Annotated in this window: 10 protein-coding genes; 6 read left to right on the forward strand and 4 right to left on the reverse strand. The window is 71.9% G+C overall.

Features of this window, described 5'->3' with window-relative positions:
* The 5 genes from ACJ9NR_RS29225 (at position 1) to ACJ9NR_RS29245 (ending at position 4,463) form a co-directional block, all read left to right on the forward strand.
* Positions 1 to 1,335: a class I adenylate-forming enzyme family protein gene (locus tag ACJ9NR_RS29225; protein WP_412512772.1), complete on the forward strand. Its 1,335-nt coding sequence runs from the start codon at positions 1 to 3 to the stop codon at positions 1,333 to 1,335.
* A gap of 21 nt (positions 1,336 to 1,356) precedes the next feature.
* Entirely contained in the window at positions 1,357 to 1,602 is a 246-nt protein-coding gene (locus ACJ9NR_RS29230; protein WP_412491979.1) for an acyl carrier protein, read from the forward strand.
* Positions 1,603 to 1,766: 164 nt separating this feature from the next.
* Positions 1,767 to 2,681, forward strand: a complete 915-nt coding sequence (locus ACJ9NR_RS29235; protein WP_412492391.1) for an ABC transporter ATP-binding protein — start codon at positions 1,767 to 1,769, stop codon at positions 2,679 to 2,681.
* A 2-nt stretch (positions 2,682 to 2,683) separates the two neighbouring features.
* Positions 2,684 to 3,526: an ABC transporter permease gene (locus tag ACJ9NR_RS29240; protein ID WP_412491978.1), complete on the forward strand. Its 843-nt coding sequence runs from the start codon at positions 2,684 to 2,686 to the stop codon at positions 3,524 to 3,526.
* Positions 3,527 to 3,623: 97 nt separating this feature from the next.
* On the forward strand, positions 3,624 to 4,463 hold the full coding sequence (locus ACJ9NR_RS29245; RefSeq protein WP_412491977.1) for a TetR/AcrR family transcriptional regulator: 840 nt from the start codon (positions 3,624 to 3,626) through the stop codon (positions 4,461 to 4,463).
* Between the two features lie 59 nt (positions 4,464 to 4,522).
* On the opposite strand, the gene ACJ9NR_RS29250 is transcribed toward ACJ9NR_RS29245, so the two are convergent.
* The 4 genes from ACJ9NR_RS29250 to ACJ9NR_RS29265 form a co-directional block, all read right to left on the reverse strand.
* Positions 4,523 to 5,638, reverse strand: a complete 1,116-nt coding sequence (locus ACJ9NR_RS29250; RefSeq protein ID WP_412491976.1) for an SIS domain-containing protein — start codon at positions 5,636 to 5,638, stop codon at positions 4,523 to 4,525.
* A 35-nt stretch (positions 5,639 to 5,673) separates the two neighbouring features.
* Positions 5,674 to 6,417 carry an SDR family NAD(P)-dependent oxidoreductase gene (locus tag ACJ9NR_RS29255; RefSeq protein WP_412491975.1) on the reverse strand — a complete coding sequence of 248 codons (744 nt, stop codon included), beginning with the start codon at positions 6,415 to 6,417 and terminating at the stop codon, positions 5,674 to 5,676.
* Positions 6,418 to 6,477: 60 nt separating this feature from the next.
* Positions 6,478 to 7,707, reverse strand: a complete 1,230-nt coding sequence (locus ACJ9NR_RS29260) for a cytochrome P450 family protein (RefSeq protein ID WP_412491974.1) — start codon at positions 7,705 to 7,707, stop codon at positions 6,478 to 6,480.
* A 100-nt stretch (positions 7,708 to 7,807) separates the two neighbouring features.
* Positions 7,808 to 8,761 carry a chlorinating enzyme gene (locus tag ACJ9NR_RS29265; protein ID WP_412491973.1) on the reverse strand — a complete coding sequence of 318 codons (954 nt, stop codon included), beginning with the start codon at positions 8,759 to 8,761 and terminating at the stop codon, positions 7,808 to 7,810.
* Positions 8,762 to 9,215: 454 nt separating this feature from the next.
* Between ACJ9NR_RS29265 and ACJ9NR_RS29270 the strand changes: the two genes are divergently transcribed.
* Positions 9,216 to 17,012 carry an amino acid adenylation domain-containing protein gene (locus ACJ9NR_RS29270; protein WP_412491972.1) on the forward strand — a complete coding sequence of 2,599 codons (7,797 nt, stop codon included), beginning with the start codon at positions 9,216 to 9,218 and terminating at the stop codon, positions 17,010 to 17,012.
* Position 17,013 lies beyond the last annotated feature (1 nt).

The following is a 17,013-nucleotide window of genomic DNA, read 5'->3' on the forward strand; positions in this document are numbered from 1 at the left end:
ATGGACGCCGGTGCGGGCCGGCAGCCCTGGGTAATTTCACGCACCACGGAATCCAGAACCGAACTGCGGTCCGCCGTGGCGGAACTCGGTCGCGCCTTCCGCGAACAGGGAATAGGAGAGAACAGTACCGTTCTGCTCCGTATGAGGCCGAGCCTCACCTACGTGCGGGTGCTGCTCGCCCTGTGGAGCCGGGGCGCGCAGGTCCTCCTGGTCGACTTTCGGGCGACACCCGCCGAGTACGAGCCACTGGCCGAACTGCTCCGGCCCCAGTACGTGATCGACTCCGACGGGCACTCGGGACCGGCGACCGGCTTCGAGGAGGAGGTCGCCTTCCGCGTCGGCACCCGACCTTCCGGGCGACCCGCCGCGTCCGACGCCTGCCTGGTCCAGTTCAGCTCCGGCTCGACCGGCCGGCCCAAGGTGATCGGCCGCACCCCCTCGTCGCTCCTCGCCGAACTCGACCGTCACGCCGCCCTGCCGGAACTGCCCGGCGCCGGTGACCGCCTGGTGCTGCTCAACTCCCTCGTGCACACCATGGGCCTGGTCACCGGTGTGCTGCACGCCCTGCGGCAGGGCGCGACCGTGGTGCTGCCGCCCCTGCCGACGCCGGCCGAGGTGCTGCGGGCGGCCCGGGAGACCGGGGCGATGGCGATCTACGGGGTACCGGCCCACTTCGAACTGCTGACGAAGACCGGGGAGGTGCCTCCGCTGCCCGCGCTGCGGCTGGCCGTCACCGGCGGCGAACGGCTGCCCGTAGAGGTGTACGAGGAGTTCCACCGCAGGTACGGAGTCCGGGTGAGCCAGGTGTACGGCGTGACCGAGACCGGCCTGCTCGCGGCCGGGCTGCACGGGCCGCGGCCGCCGGTGCTGGGCAGCACGGTGCCCGGGGTCGAGACGAAGATCGTCGGCCAGGAGTTGTACGTACGCCTGGACCGGTCGCCGTATCCGCTCGACGACCAGCCGGACCGCTACGTCGACGGGTGGCTGCGCACCTTCGACCGCTTCGCCGCGGACGACGCCACCGGCGAGCTGAGCATCCTCGGCCGGCTGGACTCGCTCGTCACCATCGGCGGCCTCAAGGTGGACCTCGCCGAGGTCGAGGCGGTGCTGCAGGCGCACCCCGCGGTCGCGGAGGCGGTGGTCCTCCACCATGAGGTGATCGAGGCGTACGTCGGGGGTGAGGCGGCACCGGAGGCGGGCGCACTGATCGCCTGGTGCCAGCAGCGGCTGAGCGCCGTCAAGATCCCCAAGCGGTTCTTCGTCGCCCGCGCGCTGCCCCGCAACAAGACCGGAAAGCTCGTCCGCGACCGGAACGCGATCCGAGCCGGCCTGTGACCCACCCGGAGGGAAACGCTAGTGATCAGCAAGGAAGAGATCAGGGAGATCCTCTCCCAAAGCCGCTCGTTGGCGCTGTCCGCCGACGTCGGCGACGACGCGGAGTTCGTCATGGACTCCTTCACCATGGTCACCCTCCAGGCCTCCCTGGAGGACCGGTACGGCATCCGTGTCGACCCCCGGTTCGAAGAGCTCCAGACGCTGAACTCGGTCAACGACATCCACGCGTACCTGCTCGACCGCTTCCCCGGACAGGCGGCCGGCTGAGGCTGCCGGCCGCTCCCCTCCTCTCCCTCCCGTCTCCCGGCGTGCCGCCGATGCCGGGGAGGGACCCGTGCTAACGTTTTACGCTGTAATGAGATAGCGGAAGGAGGGGGAGTGACGTGAGTGCGGACACGGCGGCGCCCGCCATCGAGGTCGCCGACCTGCGCATGGACTACGGATCCACGGCGGTCCTGCACGGTGTGACCTTCCGGGTCGCCCGGGGCGAGGTCGTCGCGCTGCTCGGCCCCAACGGCGCCGGGAAGACGACGACGATCGAGATCCTCGAGGGCTTCCGGCTGCGCTCCGCCGGTGAGGTGCGGGTGCTCGGCACCGATCCGGCGCACGGCGACGAACGCTGGCGGGCCCGTCTCGGCGTGGTCCTCCAGTCCTGGCGGGACCACGCGAAGTGGCCCGTCCGCGAGTTCCTTGCAAACTACGGCTCCCTGTACGCGCCCTACTCCACCGAGCGGATCACCCGCCCGCGTGACGTGGACGAACTCCTGGAGGCCGTCGGGCTCACCGAGCAGGCCGGCCGACGCGTCGGACAACTCTCCGGCGGCCAGCGGCGCCGGCTCGACGTGGCGATCGGCATCGTCGGCCGCCCCGAGGTGCTCTTCCTCGACGAGCCGACCGTGGGCTTCGACCCGGAGGCCCGTCAGGAGTTCCACGCGCTGGTGCGCCGGCTCGCCGAGGTCGAGGACACCACGATCCTGTTGACCACCCACGATCTGGACGAGGCCGAGAGGCTGGCCGACCGCATCGTGATCCTGGCCCGGGGGCGAATCGTGGCCGACGCCACCCCGGAGGAACTGGCCCGGCAGGTGGAGTCCGGCGCCGAGGTGCGCTGGGTCCGCGACGGCGAACGGTTCACTTCCTCGACCAAGACCCCGACCCGGTTCGTCCGTGAGCTGTTCGCAGAGCACGGGGAGGCCGTCGACAAGCTGGAGGTCCGCCGGGCCACCCTGGAGGACACCTACCTGGCCATGGTGCACGCCGCCGAGTCCGGCCGGGACGACGCCGTACTCCCGGCGCTGGGCGCACCCCGGGTGGCCGCCGAGCGGGCGGTGGAGGTGTCGTCGTGAGTGTGACCGCGACCGCAACCGCCGTCCGCAGCGGACTGGCGGCGGGCCGGATCGAGACCCGCCAGTCGCTCGCCAGCGTCCAGGACGTCCTCGGCATGCTGTTCATCCCGGTCGTCCTGCTCGTCGTCGCCCTGCTGCGGCGCGGCTCCCACATCGGCGGTACCGGTTTCTCTCTCGGCTCCACCACACTGGCCGGCCTGCTGGGCCTGACCCTCGCCTTCAACGGCTTCCAGGCCGTGGCCTTCAATCTGCTGATGGAACGCGAGGACGGCACGCTGCTGCGCGCGAAGGCGGCCCCCAACGGCATGCTCGCCCATCTGATCGGCAAGATCATCCACTCTGCGGCGACGACCCTGATCACCACCCTCCTGCTGCTGGTGCCAGGTGTCCTCCTCTTCGACGGGGTGCGCCTGGACAGCGTCGGCGCCTGGTTCACGCTGGCGTGGGTGCTGGTGCTCGGGATGCTCGCGACGATGCCGATCGGCGCCGTCCTGGGGTCGGTGCTCACCAACCCGCGCAACATCGGTGTCGTCATGTTCCCGCTGCTGGCGCTCTTCGGTATTTCGGGCATTTTCTTCCCGGTCACCGAGGAGCCGGAATGGCTCCAGTGGATCGCCCAGGTCTTCCCCGTCTACTGGCTCGGTCTGGGAATGCGTGCCGCCTTGCTGCCGGGCCGGTTCGCGGCCGTGGAGATCGGCCATTCCTGGCGGTATGTCGAAACATTCTGCACACTCGGCGCATGGGCCGCTCTCGGTCTATTGCTGGCGCCCGTGGTACTGCGCCGAATGGCGCGCAAGGAATCCGGCTCGGCCGTCGAAGAGCGCCGGAAGGCAGCCATGCAATGAAAGCCGTCGCAGGGCCGTCACACGCTTCGGCGGCCCGCACGAAGAACGGCCGGGTAAGGTAATGACCGTCGAGTCCGGCACCAGTCAAGGGGATGCGGTGGTCGTTTTCGCCGGCCAGGGGGATTTCCGTCGTTCCTTGGCCTTGCTGTGGCGCACCCCTGGCGAGCCGGTTACCCGGAGCGGTCCGGGACCCCGGCCCGGACTGACCGTGGACGCGATCGTGGACGCCGGGATCGCCGTCGCCGACGCCTCGGGGATCTCCGCGGTCTCCATGCGCGAGGTGGGCAAGCGCGTCGGGCGGACCGGAATGGCGCTGTACACGTATGTGCCCAGCAAGGACGAGCTGGTCGACCTCATGTACGACCGCGCCCTCGCCGAACTGCCCACCGACTACGACCTCACGGACGGCTGGCGCGCCGCGCTCTCGGCCTGGACGCACGACTACTGGGCGTTCTGCCTGCGCCATCCCTGGACCCTCCAGGTCTCCCAGGCGCGCCCCGTGCTCGGGCCGAACGAGAACGCCATGCTGGAGACCGTCCTGCGCATCCTCTTCGCGACCGGGCTGAGCGCGCAGGTGCTGCGGCGGGTCGTCGGCACGCTGATCAACCACGTCCGGGGCGCGGCGCAGACGGTGGTCGACTCCCGGCAGGCCGCCGCCGCGACAGGTGTCTCCGACGAGGACTGGTGGGCCGCCCGCTCTGCGGCCTTCGAGGAGGTCGTGCCCGACTTCGCCGAGCGCTTCCCCACGGTCGTCCGGCTCGCCGCGGAGGCCGCCATGGCCCCGCCCGACCCGGAACAGCCGTATCTGGAACGGGAGGCGACCGAGACCTTCGACGCCGGACTGGCGGTCCTGCTGGACGGGATCGAGGCCATCGTCCGCCGCAGCGGGCAGGACGTGCCGGACGCGCGGGGCGCGCGGATGCCGGAGGGCGCGTAGGGTCCGCCGTCCGGCATCCGCCGGCGCACCGGGCCCGGGGCTCCGCGTTCTTCGGGGGGTCAGCCCGACGTCTTCGCCATTCCGGCCTCGGCCAGGATGGAGGTCGTGTGGTACCACGGGTTGCCGGCGGACTCGGAGATCAGGTCGCGGGACTTGGTGTCGTAGAGGCGGCCCAGATGCAGCGCCGTGTGCTGGACGAACTCCAGCGCGGTGAAGTACTTGCGCATGAACGTCGGCTGGTCGAGCGCGAACTCGGTCACTACGATGTTCCGGTTCTGCGGGATGTCGCGGGTGAGCAGGCGGACGAGGTTGTCCATCTTCTGCTGCGTGTAGGCGTCGTCATCGCTGTCCCGGAACAGCAGGACGCTGTGCCGGCGGGCCGGGTCGGAGAGCGTGGCGACCTCGCTGTGGCAGAACTCGTGGAAGAAGTTCCGGGTCGCCGGTGCCATCGCCATCTCGTTGAAGTGCATCTTGGCCAGCTTCAGCAGGCTCGTGTACCACTTCGGCGACGCCAGCATGACGATGTTCGCGTCCCTCGAGCGCAGCGCGGTGGCGCGGGCCAGCTCCTCCAGCGCGGGGGTGAAGTCGGTGGCCAGTTGGCCCGCCAGCGCGGCGACCTCCGCCCGGTGGTCGTCCTTGATCAGCCCCAGCCTCGGGAACATGTCGAGCAGGATCGCGAAGTACTGGCCGACGTGGAAGAGCGGGTACTCCCGGTCCGGCTCACTCAGTTCCCACCGGGCCACCGACACCCCGGCCTGCCTGCCCAGCTCGGCCAGTCGGCCGCCCGAGGTCAGCAGCAGCGTTCGGTGGTAGCGGCCCGCGAGCTGGTGGAAGACCCGGACCGGCTCCTCGGAGTGGCCGCTGTAGGAGCTGATGACGAACAGCGTCCCCTCGTCGTCGACCACCGACCGCGGGACGAGGTAGGGGAAGTCGTAGTCGTTGAAGACCAGGACGTCCACTCCCGCGCCCGAGGCGTTGAGGAACGTGCCGATCACATCGGAAACAATGGCGGAGCAGCCCATCCCGGAGAAGACGATGCGGTGGAACTGCCCGCTCTCGATGCGCCGGCGCAGTTCGGGAGTGACCTCGGCGAGGGAGTACTCGCCGGACTTGAGAAAGTCGGAGCGGTACCTGATCTTGAGGAAATCGGCATACCGGTCGAGGCGTGCGAACATGAAAGGCTCTTCTCTCTCGAACAGGGCGGTGACCGCTACCACATGAACTGGCCACCGTCGACGATGAGTTTCTGGCCGGTGATGTAGCGGGCCCCGTCGCCGACCAGGAACTCCAGGGCGTCCGCCATCTCCTCGGGGGAGCCGATCCGCCCCTGCGGGATCTCGGCGAGCAGCTCGGCGCGGGCCGTCGGATCAGCGACCCGGTACCGGGTGCGCATCTCCTCGGTGTCGATCATTCCGGGAATCAGGCAGTTGACCCGGACGGCGGGGGCCAGCTCCAGCGCGAGGCACTTCGTCAGATGCAGCAGTCCCGCCTTGCTCGCGCAGTAGTTGACGCCGTTCAGCCGGGGCCGGATCGCGGTCGTCGCCCCGACGTTGACGACACTGGCGCCGCCCCCCAGGCCGAGCATGGCCGGGGCGAACGCCTTGGTCAGATAGAACGGCCCGGACAGGTTGGCGTCCAGCACCTGCCGCCAGTCGTCGTCGGCCATCTCCAGGAACGGCCCGTCGATGTTGCGGCCGGCGTTGTTGACCAGCACCTGGGGCGCGCCGTGCGCGGAGAGCACCCGTTCGGCGAAGGCGGTCACCGCCTCCGGGTCGGCGACGTCCAGCCGGACCGTCTCGACCCGGTGGCCGAGTTCCTCGGTCAGCAGGTCCGCGGCGGCTTTGTCGGCGCGGTAGACAGCGACGACGTGGTAGCCGAGCCGGGCCAGCCGCCGGCTCAGCGCGACCCCGATTCCCTTGGTTCCTCCGGTGACGACAGCGGTGCGGTTCGGCATGGTCCTCTCACCGTCTCCTCGGCGCATCGGCGGACAGTCGGGCGTACGGATGCGCCCCGGTCATCCGAGGACGACCGGCAGTTCGCGGAAGCGTGTCCACAGCGGCATCGGCTCCAGGGCCAGTTCGTCACGGCCGACGGCCAGCGACACGCCGGGGTGCCGCTCGAACAGCACCTGGAGCGCCACCCGGGCCTCCATCCGGGCCAGGTTGGCCCCGAGACAGAAGTGCACACCGTGGCCGAAACCGAGGTGCGGGTTGGGGGAGCGGGTGATGTCGAAGCGCTCCGGCTCCTCGAACACCTCCGGGTCCCGGTTGGCGGCCGCGAGCAGCGGCAGCACCGACGCCCCCGCGGCCACCGTCTGCCCGTGCCATTCGATGTCCTCGATCGCGGTGGCCGGCCGGGTGCCGGTGATCGGCGGCAGATACCGCGCCACCTCGTCGACCGCCGACCGCCACAGCGCCTCGTCGTCCGACGCCGCGAGGAGCAGGCCGAGCTGGTCCGGGTGGTCCAGTAGGGCGGCCACCGCGTTCGTGATCAGGTTGTACGTCGTCTCGTAGCCCGCCGTCACCAGGCTGAACACCATGGCCACCAGCTCGGTGTCGTCCAGCCGGTCGCCCGCCTCCTCGGCCTCGATCAGGCTGCTGACGAGGTCGTCCGCGGGCTCGGCCCGCTTGCGGGCGACCAGGTCGCGGGTGACGTCGACGAGGTCGCGCACGTGCGCCTCCCAGTCCTCCCGGGAGCCGCTGAACCCGCTCATCAGCGCCGTGACGCCCTGCTGGAAGCGGACGCGGTCCTGTTCCCCGACTCCGACGAGGTCGGCGATGACGGTGTAGGTCACGGGGAGCGCGAAGTCCTGGCGCAGGTCGATCGGGTCGTCGCCGCCACCGAGCGCGTCCAGTCGGCGTTCGGCGAGTACCCGGACCTGCTCGCCGAGACGCTCGATGCGTTTCGGCGTGAAGGGAGCGGCCACCAGGGAGCGCAGCCTGCGGTGCTCGTCCCCGTCCTTCATGTCCAGGGTGGAGCTCACCAGGCGGATGTGCTCGGGGATCTCGACGCCCGGCGGAGCTCCGTAGGGGGACCGCAGCAGGCGGGGATCGGTGAGCATCGCCTTGCTGTCCGCGTAGCGCGAGACCACCCAGACGTCCTGGGAGAACGCGCCGAAGTCCAGCCGGACCTGCCCCAGCGGGGCGTTCTCCCGCAGCCAGCTGTAGTGGGCGGCCGGATCGGCGGCGAACTCCGCACCCCCCATGACGATCGGCAGGGTGACGGAGCTTGGGGTGACGGTCATGCGGGTGCCCTCCTCCAGGCAGGGGTGCGCGGCACAGGCCGGCTGGAGGGGCCCCGACGCGGGGGCACTCCTCCAGTCGGCCGGGGGTGCGGGGTCCGACTCAGCTCAGGAACTCGGAGATCGGGGTGCCGCGCAGTGACTCGCGCAGGATCTTGTTGTGGGCGGTGTCGTCCTCACCGCTGACGAGGACCGCGCCCCACTTGTCGAGCGGGATGCTCCCGCCGTACTCGTCGACCCGGTCGGTGTCCGGGTAGACCCGCACGCTGGTCGGGACATAGCGGGTGGCGAAGCCCATCCGGTGGCTCTTCGTCGTGATGTTGGGCAGCGAGGCGTGCATCAGGGTGGACCAGAAGATCACACACTGGCCACGCCGCATCACCAGGTCGAAGGAGTCCTCCTCGGACGGCCTCCAGTCCGGGTCGATCTGGAGCTCGCGGTAGTCGTAGCCGAAGAAGCCGCGCGGAACGCCGTCCTTGGCCTTGGAGTTGATCTGGGCGGTGTCATAGGTCATCCGCTTGGTCTCGTCGTAGTTCATCCGGTGGTGGGAGCCGGGGATGACCTGCAGACAGCCGTTGTCACGGGTGGCGTCGGTGAACGCCGTCCACACCGTGATGGTGCCCTTGCCGAACTCGGTTTCGGTCTCGCCGGGCCACAGGATCTGCGGTTTGCCGCTGGCGTTGGCGAAGGTGTCCGCCTGATGCCAGTCGGTGCCCTCGTCGCCCGGGTACTTCGGGAAGAACTCCGTGCGCCAGCACAGGACGTTGGGTCCGAGGATGGACGCGACCCGCTCGGTGATCTTCCGGTTGCACACGTGTTTCATGAGCAGGTCGACGTCGAGGTGGCGGTCGTAGTTCGCGATGTTGGTCGCGCCCGACATCGCCTCGTCGACCGGGTAGGCGGCGTGTGAACGGTCCAGGACCTCACGACGGGCCCGGCGCCACAGCGCGTCCATCTCCTCCGGGGTGTAAATCGTCAGCGGCCCGATGTATCCGTTCTCCCGGAAGAACTCGAGCTCGGTTTCCGATAGCTGCCACTGCTGGGTGTCAAGTGTCATGCTGGATTCTCTCCGGGTGCGTCCTCAAATTTCTGGCGGACGATTTACGGGACGCGTCGGTAAAAGCCGTGGCGGAGGGGTGCAGGAGTTTCGACGTCCCGGGTGCGCTCGGTGTTTCGGCGTGATGGGAACCTAGCCGAGTAACCGAGTCGTTGTCGACGCGCCCGCCGACCCGGCAAAGCGATCGTGATGTCCCGCCGGCGGGACACCGCAGCAGTCTCGTGCACCGCGTATGACCTGCCCGTCGCGGTCTGGTGCGGCCGGCTGCCGCGCATTTCTCCGCGCGATCGCCGCCCTTGTACCGGGCCCGGGGCGCCGTTACGTTCGGCCGGAGCGAATTCGCTGTATCGATTGTTCATTCCCCGGCCCGCCCGTTCCGGCTTTACATGCCGGCTGATTCGGTTCCCGGGTGTTCCGCGCTTCCAGTAGGAAATCTCGGAGGTCGTCGATCTTGTTGAACGCCGACACAATGCTGCCCCTGCTGGCAGCGCAGCGTGAGATCTGGTTTGCCGAACAGCGGCTGAGCGACGGCAATTCGGTGTACCAGGTCGGCGAGTACGTCGATGTGCAGGGCGAGTTCGACACGGAGATCTTCGAGCGCGCATTGCGGGCGGTCGTCGCCGGCCTGGACACCGTGCACAGCCGCTTCCGTCAGGACCGCGGCCGGGTCACGCAGTCCATCGAACCGGACCGGCCGTGGGAGCTCAGCGCCGTCGACCTGTCCGGTGCCGACGACCCGGAGGCCGAGGCCGACGCGTGGATGCGCCGGGCGCTGTCCCGGCCGACCGACCTCGCCGACGGTCCGCTGTTCCGTTACGCGGTGCTCCGCCTCGGCCCTGAGCGGCATCTGTGGTACCAGAACTACCACCACATCGCCATGGACGCCTACGGCTCCTCCCTGGTGTCCCGCCGGGTCGCCGAGGTCTACACGGCGCTCACCGAGGAGCGTGACCCCGGCCCGAACCCGTTCGGCTCGCTGCGTGAACTCGCCGACGAGGACGCCGCGTACCGCTCGGCGCCGGACTTCCGGCAGGACCGGGACTTCTGGCTCGGGCAGCTGGGCGGACGGCCGTCGCCCTCCCCGCTCGTCAGCCGGTCCCGTGGGGCGGCCGTCGGGTTCCGGGGCGTGACGCGCTGGCTGTCCGAGGAGCGGTTCGACGCCGTGCGGGCGACCGCCCGCAGCATCCGGGTACCCTGGCCGGTGGTCGCCACGGCCGCCGTGGCGCTGCACGTCCAGCGGCGGACCGGGGACGAGAACGTCATCCTCGCCTTCCCGCTCTCCGCCCGTGCCAGTCAGCTCGCCCGGCAGACCCCGGCGAACCTCGCCAACGTCCTGCCGTTGCCGCTCACCGTCCGCCCGGACATGACCGTCGCGGCCCTGCTGGAGCACGTGGCCGAGCGGATGGCCGCGGCCGTGGCACACCAGCGCTACCGGGGCGTGGACCTCCAGCGGGACCTCGGCATGGCACATGCCACGTCCCTGCTGCCGGTCGTCAACGTCATCTCGCACCCGTACGACCTGCGGTTCGGCGCGGCGCGCGGCACGATGCGCAACCTGTCCTCCGGGCTGGTGGGCAGCCTGCTGTTCATGATCTGGGACCGCCAGGACGGGCAGGGCCTCCAGGTCGACGTCAACGGCCGTGAGGACCTGGAACTGGCCGACCACCGCGACGCGTTCACCGCGACGCTGGAGGCGCTCACCGCCACGGATCCCTTCCAGCCGGTGAGCAGCGTCGGCGGCCAGGCTCCGGCGCCCGCGAACCCGGCTCCCCCGACCGCGGCGGCCGGCGCCCTCCCCGGTGCGGCCACCCTTCCCGAACTGTTCTCCGCGCAGGCCGCCGCCACCCCGGAGGCCCCTGCCCTCACGGCGGACGGCACCACCTGGTCGTACCGGGAACTCGACGAGCGGTCGAACCGGCTGGCCCGCGCCCTCATCGCCCGCGGCATCGGCCCGGAGGACGTCGTCGCCGTCGCGCTGCCCCGCTCCGCGGACCTCATCCTCGCCCTGCTCGGCGTGTGCAAGTCCGGCGCGGCCTATGTCGCCGTCGACCCCGACTACCCACCCGCCCGTATCGCGTACATGCTCCAGGATTCGGCGCCCGAGCTGTTGATCACCTCCTCGGCGGCCCGGATCGCCACCGACCGGGACCACCTGCTCGTCGACGCCCCAGAGTTCCGCGCCGACGCCGACGACCGCGACTCCCGGCCGGTGGCCGCGGAGGAACGGGTCCGGCCGCTGCGGGCCGGCTGCCTCGCCTACCTGACCTACACCTCCGGATCCACGGGCCGCCCGAAGGGCGTCGTCACCACCCACGAGAACGTCGTCCGCCTCTTCACCACCACCCGCGACCCACTCGGCTACGGTCCGGGCGACGTGTGGACGCTGTTCCACTCGGCGGCCTTCGACTTCTCCGTCTGGGAGATCTGGGGCGCCCTGCTGCACGGCGGCCGGCTGGTCGTCGTGCCCTTCGAGGTGAGCCGCGCGCCGCAGCGGTTCCTGCGGCTGCTCGCCGACGAGCGGGTGACCGTGCTCAGCCAGACGCCCTCGGCGTTCTACCAGCTCATGACCGCCGACCAGGAACTGCCCGAGGTGAGCCGCCGACTGAGGCTGCGCACCGTGGTCTTCGGCGGCGAGGCGCTCCAACCCGCCCGTCTCGCCGACTGGCGCCGCCGCCACGGCGGCACCGGGCCGGCGCTGGTGAACATGTACGGCATCACCGAGACCACGGTCCACGTCACCCACGTCGAGCTGGGTCCCGAGCAGGGCCCGGACAGCGTGATCGGCTTCCCTCTCGCCGACCTGACGGTCCATCTGCTCGACGAAGGCCTGCGGCCCGTGCCGGTCGGCGCGATCGGTGAGATGTACGTCTGCGGACCCGGCCTGGCCCGCGGCTACCTGGGCCGCCCGGGCCTCACCGCGCAGCGGTTCGTCACCGACCCGCACGGGCGACCCGGCGAGCGCATGTACCGCACCGGCGACCTGGCCCGCCGCGACCCGGCCGGCCGGCTCACCTTCGTCGGGCGCTCGGACGACCAGCTGAAGGTCCGCGGCTTCCGGATCGAGCCCGGCGAGATCGAGGCCGCGCTCGCCGAGTGCTCCGGCGTGGCGCTCGCCGCGGTCGCGCTGACCGAGGAGCGGGAGGACGCCCGGCGCCTGGTCGCCTTCGTCGTCGCCGAGGACGGCGCCGACCCCGCGCCCGAGCAGGTCAAGGAGGCGGTCCGCGCTCGGCTGCCCGAGTACATGGTGCCCGGCCGGATCGTCCGCACCGACGCGCTGCCGCTCACCGCCAACGGCAAGCTCGACCGCGCCGCCCTGACCACGGCCACTGAACCCGGGCACACTCCCGCCGGTGGCGGGCTCTCCTCCCGGCTCGACATCATGCGCACGCTCTTCGGGCTCGTGCTCGACGAACCCGAGGTGGGCCCCGACGACGACTTCTTCGACCTCGGCGGCCACTCCGTGCTCGCCACCGCGCTGATCACCCGCATCCGGTCGACGTTCTCCGTCGAGGTGGACCTGCGCGTCCTGTTCGACGACCCCACCCCGCGCGCGGTGACCGCCGCCCTGGACGACGCCGGACTGGCCCGCCCGCCCCTGGTGCGGCGGGAGCGGCCCACCGAGCTGGAAGCCTCCTACGCGCAGCGCCGGATGTGGTTCCTCCAGCAGATGGACGGCCCCGGCGGCGCCTACCACATCCCCTCGGTGCTGCGCATCGACGGCCCCCTGGATGTGCCCGCTCTCAGCGCCGCCGTCGGGGACGTCCTCGCGCGCCACGAGAGCCTGCGCACCGTCCTTCCGTATGTCGACGGCCGCCTCCTCCAGCAGGTGCTGCCGCCCGCCGCGCCCGCCCTGGCCGCGACCCCCGTCACCGAGGCCGAACTCGACGAACGCCTCGCCGCGGCCGCCCGCCGCCCCTTCGACCTCGCCGTCGAACCACCGCTGCGCGCCGAACTGTTCCGTACCGGCGCAGACGCGCACGTCCTGCTGCTCGTCCTGCACCACTGCGCCTGCGACGCGCTGTCCATGCGGCTGATCGCCCGCGACCTCGACCGTGCCTACGCCGCCCGCACCGCCGGCCGCGCCCCCCGGCTCGATCCGCCACCGGTGCGCTACAGCGACTACACGCTCTGGCAGAAAGAACTGCTCGCGGCGGACGGCCCCGGCGGCGGCCTGCTGGAGACGCAGGTGGCGTACTGGCGCGAGCAGCTGGCCGGACTGCCCGAGCAGATCGAGCTGCCCACGGACCGGCCGCGGCCCGCCGCCGCCTCCTACATCGGCGACCACATCAGCGTCTCTCTCGACGCCGAACTGCACCGCCGCCTCGTTGACCTGGGCCGGGCCTCGGGCGCCAGCCTGTTCATGGTCCTGCACGCCGGCCTCGCGGCTCTGCTCTCCCGCCTCGGTGCCGGTGACGACATCGCCGTCGGCAGCCCCGTCGCGGGCCGGCTCGACCAGGCGCTGGACGACGTGGTCGGCGCCTTCGTGAACACCCTCGTGCTGCGCACCGACGTGTCCGGCCGCCCGGCCTTCACCGAGCTGCTCCAGCGGGTCCGCGAGACGGCGCTGGCTGCCTACGCCCACCAGGACGTGCCCTTCGAGTACCTCACGGACGCCCTCGCGCCCGAACGGTCGCTGGCCCGCCACCCCCTGTTCCAGGTGATGCTGGGTCTCCAGGACACGGCTCCCGCCGGGGAGTTCACCCTGCCTGGCCTCACCGTCTCCACCGAGCTCGGCCGCACCGGGTCCGTCAAGTTCGACCTCTTCCTCAGCCTGGTCGAACGGCACACGCCCGACGGCGCGCCGGCCGGCCTCGACGGCTACCTCGAGTACGCCTCCGACCTGTTCGAACGGGAGACCGTGCGGGCCCTGTTCGACCGGTTCGCGCGGCTGCTCACCGGGGCCGCCTCCGACCCCGGCCGCTCCGTCGACCGGATCGACCTGCTCACGGCCGAGGAGCGCGCCCGCCTGCTGACCGCGGGAACCCCCGGCGCGGCGGACCTGCCCGAGGCGACCGTCACCGGCCTCTTCGCCCGGCAGGCCGCCGCCACCCCGGCCGCGATCGCGGTCTCGGCGGACGGCCGCGACCTCACCTATGCCGACCTGGACGCACGCGCCGACCGGTGGTCCCGCGCCCTGGCCAGGCACGGCGTCCGCGCCGGGGACACGGTCGCCGTGGCGCTGCCGCGCTCACCGGAGTTCGTGGTCGCGCTGCTCGCCGTACTCAAGGCCGGCGCCGCCTACGTACCGATCGACCCCCGCTATCCGGCCGCCCAGGTCGCGGCGATGCTCGGCGAGACCCGGCCGAAAGTCGTGCTCATCTCCCGCGACACCGACGTCGGCCGGCTGCCGGACACGGTGGCGCCACGCCTGGTGCTGGACGACCTGGACGCGGCGCCGGCACCGGCGGCACGGGACGCGGTCCCGCCGCACCCGCTCTCTGCCGCCTACGTCATGTACACGTCCGGCTCGACGGGGCAGCCCAAGGGCATCGTGGTGACCCACCGCGACATCGCCGCCCTGGCCACCGACCCGCGCTTCGGCGACGGTGTCTGCGCCGACGTCCTCGTGCACTCGCCCGCCGCCTTCGACGCGTCGACGTTCGAGATCTGGGCGCCGCTGCTCCAGGGGGGCCGGCTCATCCTCGCCCCCGCGCACGAACTGGACGCCGAGGAGTACGCGGACCTGATCGTCCGTCACCGGCCCAGCGCGCTGTGGCTCACCGCCGCGCTGTTCGCCGTCGTCGCCGAGTACCGGCCCGACTGCTTCGCGGGCGTCCGCCAGGTGTGGGCGGGCGGCGAGGAGATCGCGCCGTCGATGGTCCGGCGGGTGCTGGCCGCCTGCCCGGACACCGTCGTGGTCAACGGCTACGGCCCGACGGAGACCACCACCTTCGCCACCAGCCACGCCGTACGCGACCTCGCACCCGAGGCCCGCGTCGTGCCCATCGGCCGCCCGCTCACCGGTATGCGCGCCTACGTCCTGGACGCCGGTCTGCAACCGCTGCCCCCGGGCGCCACGGGCGAGCTGTACCTGGCCGGCGCCGGGGTCGCCCGCGGCTACCTGGGTCGGCCCGCGCACACCGCGGAGCGGTTCGTCGCCGACCCGTTCGGTCCGGTGGGGGAGCGCATGTACCGCACCGGTGACCTCGCCCGCTGGACCCCGGACGGCGTCCTGGAGTACCGGGGGCGCACCGACCGGCAGGTCAAGCTCCGCGGCTTCCGCGTCGAACCCGGCCAGGTCGAGGCGGTCCTGCGGGAGCACCCGGCGGTCGCCCAGGCCGTGGCCGAGGTCCGCTGCGAGGACAGCGGGGAGGCGCGGCTGGTCGCCTACGTCGTCCCGGCGGAGGGCGGCCGGCCCACCCGTGACGTGCTGCGCGCCTTCGCCGGGCGCCGCGTGCCGCAGTACCTGGTGCCACACGAGATCGTCGTCCTCGACGCCCTGCCGGTGACCGCGCACGGCAAGCTGGACCGCGCGGCCCTGCCCGCGACCGCCGCCCGGCCGAGCGGACGCGCCCCCGCCGGCCAGGCCGAGCACCTGCTGTGCACGCTCATGGCCCGGGTGCTCGGGCGGGACACGGTCGGTGCCGACGACGACTTCTTCGGTCTCGGCGGTGACAGCATCTGCGCCATCCGGCTGGTGAGCGCCGCCCGCGCCGAAGGGCTCACGTTCGCCGTGCGGGACGTCTTCGCGCACCGGACCGCGCAGGAGCTGAGCCGTAGCGCCGCCACAACGGACGACCCCGAAGACGGCGCACCCGGTGACACCGGCACCGGCCCGGTCCCGGCCACCCCCATCGTCGAGTGGATGCGTGAACGCGGCGCCCCGGTGCACCGCTTCGCCCAGTCCCTCCTGCTGTCCTGCCCACCCGGCCTGTCCCCGGAAGCACTCCGGGCCGCCGTCCGCGCAGTGACCGACACCCACGACGCGCTCCGCCTGAAACTGGTCGACCAGGACGACTCTTGGGCCCTGGAGATCCAGCCGCCCGGACCGACTCCCGACACCGACCTGGTGCGCCGCGTCGACGCGACCGGCCTGAGCGACGGCGTTCTCGCCGACCGGGCCCGTGCCGATGTCACGGCCGCGGCCGACCGGCTCGACCCGTACACCGGGCGGATCGCGCGGCTCGTCTGGTTCGACCGAGGGCCGCACGCGTCCGGCCGGCTCCTCCTCGTCGTCCACCACCTGGCCGTCGACGGAGTCTCCTGGCGCATCCTGACCGACGACCTGATCCAGGCGTACACCCAGGCGGCGGCCGGCCGCACACCGGACCTGCCGCCGGTCGGCACCTCGCTGCGCCACTGGGCGCGCCGCCTCACCGCGCAGGCCACTCAGCCCGACCGGCTCGCCGAACTGCCCCGCTGGATGGACGTCCTCGGCGTCCCCGACCCGCTGCTGACGCCGAAGCTCGCCGACCCCCGGCTCGACCTCGCCGCCGACACCGTCGACACCGTCACCACTCTCCCGGAGGACGTTGTCGGCCCCCTGCTGACGACCGTGCCGGCCGCCTTCCACTGCGGCGCCGAGGACGTGCTGCTGACGGCGCTCGCACTGGCCGTGGCCGCGTGGCGCCGCGACCGCGGGGACGACACGGCCGACGGCGTGCTCGTCGACGTCGAGGGCCACGGCCGCGAGGACGTGGTCCCGGGCGCCGACGTGTCGCGGACGCTCGGCTGGTTCACCACTCTGCACCCGGTCAGGATCGACCCCGGCCGGATCGCCTGGGCCGACGTGACCTCGGGCGCGCCGCGCCTGGGCGACGCCGTCAAGCGGGTCAAGGAGCAGGCGTGCGCGGCGCCGGACGGGGGCATCGGCTTCGGGCTGCTGCGCCACCTCGCCCCCGGCTGCCGCGAGGTGCTCGCCCGCCTCGGCACTCCGCAGATCGGCTTCAACTACCTGGGGCGGTTCGCCGCCCCCGGCGCCCCGCTGGGCGGCGAACCGGGCTGGGGCATAGCCCCCGAGGCGGTCATGGTGACGACCACCGACCCCGGCCTGCCCGTCGCACACGGCCTCGAGGTGCACGCCGTCGTGCACGACGCCGCCACCGGCCCCCGGCTGACGGTCACCTGGAGCGGGGCACGGCGGCTGTGGTCCGACGCCGACCTCATCGACCTCGGCCGGCGGTGGACGGCGGCCCTCCAAGGCATCGTCCGGCACGCCCTCTCCCCGGATGCGGGCGGCCACAGCCCGTCCGACTTCTCGCTGGCCGACTTGACCCAGAACGATATCGACGACGTCGAAGCCGCGTGGTGAC

Source organism: Streptomyces sediminimaris, assembly GCF_047049295.1.
In the GTDB taxonomy this organism is placed as follows: Bacteria; Actinomycetota; Actinomycetes; order Streptomycetales; family Streptomycetaceae; genus Streptomyces; species Streptomyces sediminimaris.

Coding starts and splice junctions, on each gene's coding strand:
- ACJ9NR_RS29225 (WP_412512772.1), top strand. CDS start 1: ATGGACGCCGGTGCGGGCCGGCAGCCCTGGGTAATTTCACGCACCACG.
- ACJ9NR_RS29235 (WP_412492391.1), top strand. CDS start 1,767: ATGGACTACGGATCCACGGCGGTCCTGCACGGTGTGACCTTCCGGGTC.
- ACJ9NR_RS29250 (WP_412491976.1), bottom strand. CDS start 5,638: ATGTTCGCACGCCTCGACCGGTATGCCGATTTCCTCAAGATCAGGTAC.
- ACJ9NR_RS29255 (WP_412491975.1), bottom strand. CDS start 6,417: ATGCCGAACCGCACCGCTGTCGTCACCGGAGGAACCAAGGGAATCGGG.
- ACJ9NR_RS29260 (WP_412491974.1), bottom strand. CDS start 7,707: ATGACCGTCACCCCAAGCTCCGTCACCCTGCCGATCGTCATGGGGGGT.
- ACJ9NR_RS29265 (WP_412491973.1), bottom strand. CDS start 8,761: ATGACACTTGACACCCAGCAGTGGCAGCTATCGGAAACCGAGCTCGAG.